This window comes from Actinoplanes sp. NPDC049599 (genome assembly GCF_044465625.1).
Lineage (GTDB): Bacteria > Actinomycetota > Actinomycetes > Mycobacteriales > Micromonosporaceae > Actinoplanes.
Genome location: NZ_JBITLX010000028.1, coordinates 111,693 through 119,685 on the forward strand (window position 1 = coordinate 111,693; position 7,993 = coordinate 119,685).

A 7,993-nucleotide genomic window follows, 5' to 3' on the forward strand; every position below is an offset into this window, starting at 1 on the left:
TACACCGGCGGCAGGCCTGAGCCAGGCCCCTCATGACAACACTCCGCGGTGCCGCGCGGGAGGAGGGTGTTGATGTCGAACGTACGTAGACTGCCCGGGCCCATCGCCGACCTGTGGGACTGGCAGCGACTCGGCCTGTGCAGAGGGCGTGACAGCGCCCAGTTCTTCCACCCGGACGGTGAGCGTGGCTCGTCCCGCAATCGTCGTGAGGCGAAGGCCAAGACGATGTGCGGAGCCTGCCCGGTCCGGGCGGAATGCGCTGCTCACGCGCTGGCGGTCCGTGAGCCGTACGGCGTCTGGGGAGGTTTCAGCGAAGCGGAGCGGCTGCGGCTGCTCGCAGTCGGCTGGGAGGACCTTGCCGATCGGACTCACGGGCGCGTCGACCTGGCCCGGCTCGAAGCCCGCCTCGGCCGGCCCCACAAGTCGACGGTGCCTGCACAACGGCAAGCACCGGCGGCCTGACGCCGGACGAAGCGCGGCATCACCACACATGTGCCGAAGCGGTTCCCTGCGGGGAGCCGCTTCGGTGTGTTCAGCGGCGGTTGAGCCGCGTTGGTGGACATGCAAGCCACCGTATGAGCGAACTTGCCGCTGTCGTCGGACGGGAAGTGCGGCTTTCGCGTGACGTGATTCAGTCCACCGTGACCTGCACGGAATGCCATCCCGTGGCACCGTCCGGCGCCGGCGGGGCGGGCGTGCTGGTCTGGGTCTGACCATCCTTGTCGGTGGCGCGCACCCGCAGGGTGTGCTCCCCCGCGGTCGCCGGCCACGAATACGACCATTGCACCCACGTGTCGAGGGAGACGACCGGCGCGAGCGTCGCCGGCGCCCACGGGCCATTGTCGACCTGAACCTCGACCTTGGTGATGCCCCGGTGCTGCGCCCAGGCCACCCCGGCCACCGTGACCTGGCCCGCCTTGCGCTTGGCGCCGTCGCGCGGGGTGTCGATGCGGGACTCGGTCTTGATCGGCCCGAGCGCGGACCACCCCCGCGGCACCCAGTACGCGTCGTAGTCGGAGAACCGGGTCAGTTCGATCTCGGTGATCCACTTGCAGGCGGAGACGTAGCCGTAAAGACCGGGAACGACCATGCGCACCGGGAAGCCGTGCAGCACCGGCAGCGGCTCGCCGTTCATCCCGATCGCGAGCAGCGCGTCCCGCCCGTCGCGCAGCACCGCGGTGGGGGTGCCGCAGGTCCAGCCGTCGGTCGAGCGCTGCACCACCTGGTCGGCGTCGGGCAGCGGCTGCGCCTCGTCGAGCAGGTCCTTGATCGGCGTGCCCAGCCAGAGCGCGTTGCCGATCAGGTCACCGCCGACCTCGTTGGAGACGCAGGCCAGGGTGACGTATCGCTGCACCATCGGCCGCTGCAGCAGTTGCTCCCAGGTGATGGTGATCGGGTTGCGCACCATTCCGTGGATCCGCAGCTCCCAGCTCGCCGGGTCGACCTGCGGCGGATACAGCGCGGTGTCGATCCGGTAGAAGTCGGCGTTCGAGGTGACGTAGGGAACCGCGCCGTCGACCTGGGCGCCGGCGGGAACGGGAACGGCCGGCGCGGCGGGCGGCAACACCACGGCGTTGCGGGCAGCGGTCACGGCCCGGCGGGAGGTCAGCAGCCGCCCGCCGAAACCGCCGACGGCCGCGACCCCGGCCGCGGCGCCGAGCCCGACAAGAAACCGCCGGCGCCCGCCCTCCCGGTAAGCGCTCGGAGAGACCGCCGGCCGGGCATCGGCCGGAACCGTCACGACGCCGCCGGCAGAACCATCACCGGCCCCGGAACCCGCCCCTGATCCGGATCCAACCCCGGCGGCAGAAGCAGCACCAACCCCTTCCGCAGACAAGGACCCGATCCGATCCACAGACGCAGAGGGAGACGCAGACGCAGACCCGGACGCCTCGGCGCCCGCGGGCGCGACCCCGCCCGCAAGAGCGGGCCCTACCCCGCCCACAGAAGCGGGCCCTACCCCGCCCACAGAAGCGGGCCGTACCCCGCCCACGGGCGCAGGCTCCGCCTCGACCGCCGCGCGCAGGAGATGACGGAGCGCGAAGAACGCCGCGACCGCACCGACCACCGTCGGCAACGCCGCCGCGACACCCGCGTCGTTCCGCGTCACCGCCGCCGTCACGCCGATCACCGCGAACGCCGCGATGCCCACTGGCGCCGCCGCCCGGCTGCGCAGCGCGAGCACCCCCAGCAACGCCGCGTAACAGGCCAGCAGGATCGCCGTGCCAGTGATCAAAGCGGTCTTGTCGTGAGTGCCGAAGATCGCGATGCCCGCGTCCTTGACCGGCGCGGGCACGTTGTTGACCACCACGCCGCCGACCGCGAACAGCGGCGAGGAGAGCGGGCCGGTGAGGACGGCGACGATCTCGGCGACGCCGAGGGCGACCCCGGCCGCGGCGAGGCCGGCCAGCGCGGCCCGCTGGGAGAGTTTCACCTCTCCATCCTGCACCCGGGAACCGGACGCACCCCGGCGACAGGTCTTACGTTTCGATGACGTCCGGCCGCTCCGGCTCGGCGACAAAACAGACCATCGACCCGGCGGAAGAACGCATGGGCAGGGCGGAAGCGCTAGCCGACCACCGGCCGTGCCGGCTCGACGACGGTCGGGCGCAGCGGCGGCAGCGCAGCCACCAGCTCGTCGAGCAGATCCACCGAGCACCGCTCCCCCCGTGGCTCCGGCAGCTTCAGCACGCCATCAGCCGGCAGCTCCCAGATCACCCGTCCCGGGTCCAGCCGGTCCAGCGCCGCGTACCACTGCTGCAGCGGCTCCCGGAGCTGGACGTGCGCGGCGAAGTTGCGCCGCCGCCGGGTGCCGTCGCCGTCGCGGCGGCGTTGCAGGGTCTCCACCTCCGGCAGGCCCACCAGCACCGCGTCGGCGAAGCCCAGCCGTCCGGCGCGGAAGGCCTCCCGGGTCACCGTCAGCTCCCGGTCGAACTGGGCCCGCGGGGCCAGGCCGAGGGCCGCCATTCCCCAGGCGTAGTGCAGCTTCACCGGGTCGGTGTCACAGAATGCCACCCCGTCGGTGCGTTCCAGGTCGACCGCCTCGGCCCACCGCTGCATGCTGACCCGGGCCCAGTGCCGGGCCAGGGCCACCGCGTCGGTGGGTTCCCGGCCGGTCGTGGCGTACTCGGCGACGTAGCGGCCGATGTAGCGCCGGCACCACGACGTCTTTCCGGCCGCGGTCGGCCCCTCCACCACGACGATCATCCGCGCCTCTTTCCCCCGAATCCCGCATCACACACGACAAAGGGCGCGCCGCTGATCGCGACGCGCCCTTTTTACTCTGCCGAATCAGAAACCCGGGCCGTGCTGGTGTCCGTGACCGCCGTGGCTGTGGCCGTGGCCACCGCCGGCGGCCGGCTCCTGCTCGGCCGGCTTCTCCACCACGAGGCTCTCCGTGGTGAGCAGCAGCGCGGCGATCGAGACGGCGTTGGAGACCGCGTTGCGGGTCACCTTCACCGGGTCGATGATGCCGGCCGCGACCAGGTCGACGTACTCGTCGGTCTCCGCGTTGAGGCCGTGGCCCCAGCCGAGCTCGGCCGACTTGCCCACCACGACGTAACCGTCGTGGCCGGCGTTCTGGGCGATCCAGCGCAGCGGCTCGACCAGCGACTTGCGGACGATCCGTACGCCGATCGCCTCCTCGCCGACCAGGCCGAGGTCGCCGTCGAGCACCGAGGCGACCTGCGCCAGGGCGGCGCCGCCGCCGGGGACGGTGCCCTCCTCGACCGCGGCCTTGGTCGCCGCGATGGCGTCCTCGATGCGGTGCTTGCGCTCCTTCATCTCGACCTCGGTCGCGGCGCCGACCTTGATGACGGCGATGCCACCGGAGAGCTTCGCGAGCCGCTCCGAGAGCTTCTCGCGGTCCCAGTCGGAGTCCGAGGCCTCGATCTCCTTGCGGATCTGCGCGACCCGGTCGTCGATCTCGGCCTTGCGGCCGCCACCGTCGACGATGGTCGTGTTCTCCTTGTCCACCACGACGCGCCGGGCGGTGCCCAGCATGTCGAGGGTGACCTGGTCGAGCTTGTAGCCGAGCTCGGGGGCGATGAGCTCGCCACCGGTCGCGATCGCCAGGTCCTGCAGCATCGCCTTGCGGCGGTCCCCGAAGCCGGGGGCCTTCACGGCGGCGACCTTGAAGGTCTTGCGCAGGGCGTTCACCACGAGGGTGCTCAGCGCCTGGCCGTCGACGTCCTCGGCCACGATGAGCAGCGGCTTGCCACCCTGCAGGACCTTCTCCAGCAGCGGCAGCATCTCCTCGACGCTGGAGATCTTCTGCGTCGTGATCAGGATGTGCGCGTCCTCCAGGACGGCTTCCTGCGACTCGGCGTCGGTCACGAAGTTCGGGGAGATGAAGCCCTTGTCGAACTGCAGACCCTCGGTCACGTCGAGCTCGGTGCTGAGCGCGGAGCCCTCCTCGACGGTGATGACCCCGTCGCGGCCGACCCGGTCCATCGCCTCGGCGATGAGCTCGCCGATGGTGGCGTCCTGGGCGGAGATGGTGGCGACGTTGGCGATCGCCTTGTGGTCGCCGACCTCGACGGCCTTCTCCAGCAGGGCCTTGGACACGGCCTCGGCGGCCAGGTCCATGCCGCGCTTGAGCGCGATCGGGTTGGCGCCCGCGGTCACGTTGCGCAGGCCTTCCTTGACCAGCGCCTGGGCGAGCACGGTGGCCGTGGTGGTCCCGTCGCCGGCGACGTCGTTGGTCTTGGTCGCCACCTCCTTGACCAGCTGCGCACCGAGGTTCTCGTACGGGTCGGAGAGCTCGATCTCCTTGGCGATGGTGACACCGTCGTTGGTGATCGTCGGCGCGCCGAACTTCTTGTCGAGGACGACGTTGCGGCCGCGCGGCCCGAGGGTGACCTTGACCGTGTCGGCGAGCGTGTTGACGCCGTGCTCCAGCAGGTGCCGGGCGTCGTCAGAGAAACTGAGGATCTTCGCCATATATGGTCCCTTCAACGCACCGGCGCCCTGGACCGGAGAGCCGGGCCAGGGCGGTCAGCACTGTCGGTTAGGTCTACTTCTCGATGACCGCGAGGACGTCGCGGGCGGAGAGCACCAGGTACTCCTCGCCGGCGTACTTGACCTCGGTGCCGCCGTACTTCGAGTACAGAACGGTGTCGCCGACCTGCACGTCGATCGGAACGCGGTTGCCCTTGTCGTCGATCCGGCCGGGGCCGACGGCGAGGACGGTGCCCTCCTGCGGCTTCTCCTTGGCGGTGTCGGGAATCACGATGCCCGACGCCGTCGTGGTCTCGGCCTCGTTCGCCTGGACCACGATGCGGTCCTCGAGCGGCTTGATCGCAACCTTTGTCGCGGTAGTCACGGGCATACCCTCCTGGGTACAGGTGTTGTCGCCGGCCAGTGGACAGGCCGGGCTGATGCCTCATGCCACCGGGCGGGGCCGTCGTCGCGGGTGCCGGTCCGCCTGGTGCTTGCGCGCATCCCGGATGGGGCGCGCGCTGGCACCCTCAGGTTGAGAGTGCTAATCGGAGATTATGCCGGAACTAGCACTCCGTCAACCAGAGTGCCAGCACGTCACCTCCTAGCAGAATGACTCGCCGTGGACCTCGAACTGCTCGCTGCCCTGCGTACCGCCGAAGGGTCTGCCGCCCTGGCGGCCGCCGCCGACGTCGCCGACGGCGAGCCGCTGGCCGCGGCCACCGCCCTGCGCGCCCGCGGGATCGCCCCCGAGCTGGCCTCCGCCGCCCTCACCCAGGCCGACCTGCGCCGCCGGGCGGTGGGCAAGTTCGGCGCCGCCGCCGACACGATGATGTTCACCCGGGCGGGGCTCGAGCAGGCCACCCGGGCGGTGGTCGCCGACCGCCGGGCCGCCCGGCTGGCCGCCGCGGGCGTGCGCAGCCTGGCCGACCTGGGGTGCGGGCTGGGCTCGGACGCGCTGGCCGCGGCCCGCCGGGGCATCCGGGTGCACGCGGTCGACGCGGATCCGCTCACCGCCGCGCTGGCCGCCGCCAACGCCGAGGCCGCCGGGCTCGCCGGGCTCGTCACCGTGACCTGCGCGGACGCCACGACCGTGCCGGTGGAGCAGTTCGACGCGGTCTTCGCCGATCCGGCGCGCCGCCGGGCCGGCCGGGGCCGGGTGATGGACCCGCGCTCCTGGTCGCCGTCCTGGGACTTCATCGGTGCGCTGCCCGCCCGGGTTCCCCGCACGGTGCTGAAGCTGGCCCCGGGCATCGACCACGCGCTGCTGCCGCCGGGCGCCGAGGGCGAGTGGGTGAGCGTCGACGGCGACCTGGTCGAGGCGGCGTTCTGGTGCGGCCCGCTCGCGGAATTTCCGCGCCGGGCGATCCTCTTGCCCGCCGGCCGCGAGCTGACCGGCTCCGGCGTCGAGGCCGCGCCGGTCGGCGAGGTCGGCGCCTTCCTGTACGACCCGGACCCGGCCGTGGTCCGCTCGCACCTGGTCGCCGAGTTCGCCGCGGTCATCGGTGGCCGGATCGCCGACCCGGAGATCGCGTACGTGTACACCGACGCCCCGGTCGACACCCCCTTCGGCCGGCGGCTGGAGATCACCGACGTGCTGCCGTTCTCGCTCAAGCGGCTGCGGACCCTGCTGCGCGACCGGGGCATCGGGCGCCTGGAGATCCGTAAGCGCGGTTCGGCGCTGGAGCCCGAGCAGCTGCGCCGTGATCTGCGCCTCAGCGGCAGCGCGGGGGCGTCGCTCGTGCTGACCCGGGTGGCCGGGACTCCGACGGTCCTGCTCTGCCGATAACCTCGTCGCCGTGGCGAAGAGCACCCCGGCCATCGTGCTGCTGACGGCGCAGCGGGTGGCGCACGAGCTGCACCCGTACGAGGTCTCGCCGGACGCCCCGAACTACGGCGCCCTGGTCGCCGTGGCCCTCGGGGTCGCACCGGCCCAGCTCTTCAAGACCCTGATCGCCGAGGTGGACGGCGGCCTGACCGTGGCGGTCGTACCGGTGACCGGCGATCTTGATCTCAAGGCGCTGGCCGCCGCGGCCGGCGGCAAGCGGGCCGCGCTGGCGGACCGGGCCGCCGCCGAGCGCAGCAGCGGCTACGTCCGCGGCGGCATCAGCCCGCTGGGCCAGCGCAGGCGGCTCCCCACGGTGGTCGACGACTCGGCGCTGACGCTGGACCGGATGTACGTCTCCGCCGGGCGCCGCGGCCTGCAGGTGTCGCTGGCGCCGGCCGACCTGATCAGGCTCACCGGGGCCAGCACCGCCACGATCAGGTCCTGAGCCCTCCGTTACGACACCGTTACTACTCGTCAGGGACCTTTCTCCCGAGAACCGGCAAATGGGACCCTCAGCGTGACCTAGCGTCATCTCGTGGGGCGACTTCAGCGACTGCTCGGCGGCACGCCGCCGGCGGCTCGCCGGACTGTCACGCGGGCGGGGATCTCACGATCGGGCCCGTGGTGCCGCGCCCGGCGCCGGGGACACGGGTGCCCGACACCCGAGCAACCCCGGCGCACCAGGAATCCGATGCAAGGCCCGGATTGATCCGAAGGGACTCGAGGAATGCGTAAGGGAATGTTCGCCCTTGCCGCGGTCGGCCTGCTGGCCACCGGCAGCATGGCTGCGTGCGGTGACGACAGCGGCAGCGACTCCGACAGCAGCACCGGCGCCGCGTCCGTCGGCAAGGTGGGCGTCATCCTGCCGGACACTGCCAGCTCCCAGCGGTGGGGTTCCGACGACCCCAAGTTCCTGAAGGCGGCGTTCGACGCGGCCGGGGTGTCGGTGGACATCCAGAACGCCCAGGGTGACAAGAGCCAGTTCCAGACGATCGCGGACGGCATGATCTCCAGCGGTGTGAAGGTGCTGATGATCGTGAACCTGGACTCGGGTACCGGTAAGGCGGTGCTGGACAAGGCGAAGGCTGCTGGTATCGCGACGATCGACTACGACCGGTTGACGCTCAACGGTGGGGCGAACTACTACGTGTCGTTCGACAACGTGGCGGTGGGCAAGTTGCAGGGTGAGGGTCTGGTCAAGTGCCTGACCGACATGAAGGCGACCAA

General features: G+C 71.6%; 8 protein-coding genes. 4 read left to right on the forward strand and 4 right to left on the reverse strand.

Features of this window, described 5'->3' with window-relative positions; genetic code table 11:
• Positions 1–72: 72 nt before the first annotated feature.
• Entirely contained in the window at positions 73–462 is a 390-nt protein-coding gene (locus ACIBQZ_RS34875; protein ID WP_212986734.1) for a WhiB family transcriptional regulator, read from the forward strand.
• Positions 463–631: 169 nt separating this feature from the next.
• Here the strand turns inward: ACIBQZ_RS34875 and ACIBQZ_RS34880 are convergent, their stop codons facing one another.
• From ACIBQZ_RS34880 to groES, 4 genes are all read right to left on the reverse strand, one after another.
• On the reverse strand, positions 632–2,434 hold the full coding sequence (locus ACIBQZ_RS34880; RefSeq protein ID WP_396093107.1) for a molybdopterin-dependent oxidoreductase: 1,803 nt from the start codon (positions 2,432–2,434) through the stop codon (positions 632–634).
• Between the two features lie 134 nt (positions 2,435–2,568).
• The gene (locus ACIBQZ_RS34885; protein WP_396093108.1) at positions 2,569–3,207 is read right to left on the reverse strand and encodes a hypothetical protein; all 639 of its coding nucleotides are present in this window, start codon (positions 3,205–3,207) and stop codon (positions 2,569–2,571) included.
• Positions 3,208–3,291: 84 nt separating this feature from the next.
• Positions 3,292–4,941, reverse strand: a complete 1,650-nt coding sequence (gene groL, locus ACIBQZ_RS34890) for a chaperonin GroEL (protein ID WP_396093109.1) — start codon at positions 4,939–4,941, stop codon at positions 3,292–3,294.
• 73 nt (positions 4,942–5,014) lie between these two features.
• The gene (gene groES / locus ACIBQZ_RS34895) at positions 5,015–5,329 is read right to left on the reverse strand and encodes a co-chaperone GroES (RefSeq protein ID WP_084297906.1); all 315 of its coding nucleotides are present in this window, start codon (positions 5,327–5,329) and stop codon (positions 5,015–5,017) included.
• Between the two features lie 231 nt (positions 5,330–5,560).
• Here groES and ACIBQZ_RS34900 point away from each other — a divergent pair, with 231 nt between their 5' ends.
• From ACIBQZ_RS34900 to ACIBQZ_RS34910, 3 genes are all read left to right on the forward strand, one after another.
• A complete protein-coding gene (locus ACIBQZ_RS34900) occupies positions 5,561–6,727 on the forward strand; it encodes a methyltransferase domain-containing protein (RefSeq protein ID WP_396093110.1) in 1,167 nt (388 codons plus the stop codon).
• Positions 6,728–6,737: 10 nt separating this feature from the next.
• Positions 6,738–7,211, forward strand: coding sequence for a Cys-tRNA(Pro) deacylase (gene ybaK, locus ACIBQZ_RS34905; RefSeq protein WP_396093111.1), 474 nt, complete (start codon positions 6,738–6,740; stop codon positions 7,209–7,211).
• Positions 7,212–7,493: 282 nt separating this feature from the next.
• Positions 7,494–7,993, forward strand: a 500-nt coding sequence (locus tag ACIBQZ_RS34910) for a substrate-binding domain-containing protein (protein ID WP_396093112.1), incomplete at its 3' end; no start/stop codon positions are given.

Bases quoted from the DNA above. Each gene is read 5' to 3' on its own strand.
- ACIBQZ_RS34875 (WP_212986734.1), top strand. From the start codon at position 73: ATGTCGAACGTACGTAGACTGCCCGGGCCCATCGCCGACCTGTGGGAC.
- ACIBQZ_RS34885 (WP_396093108.1), bottom strand. From the start codon at position 3,207: ATGATCGTCGTGGTGGAGGGGCCGACCGCGGCCGGAAAGACGTCGTGG.
- groL (WP_396093109.1), bottom strand. From the start codon at position 4,941: ATGGCGAAGATCCTCAGTTTCTCTGACGACGCCCGGCACCTGCTGGAG.
- groES (WP_084297906.1), bottom strand. From the start codon at position 5,329: ATGCCCGTGACTACCGCGACAAAGGTTGCGATCAAGCCGCTCGAGGAC.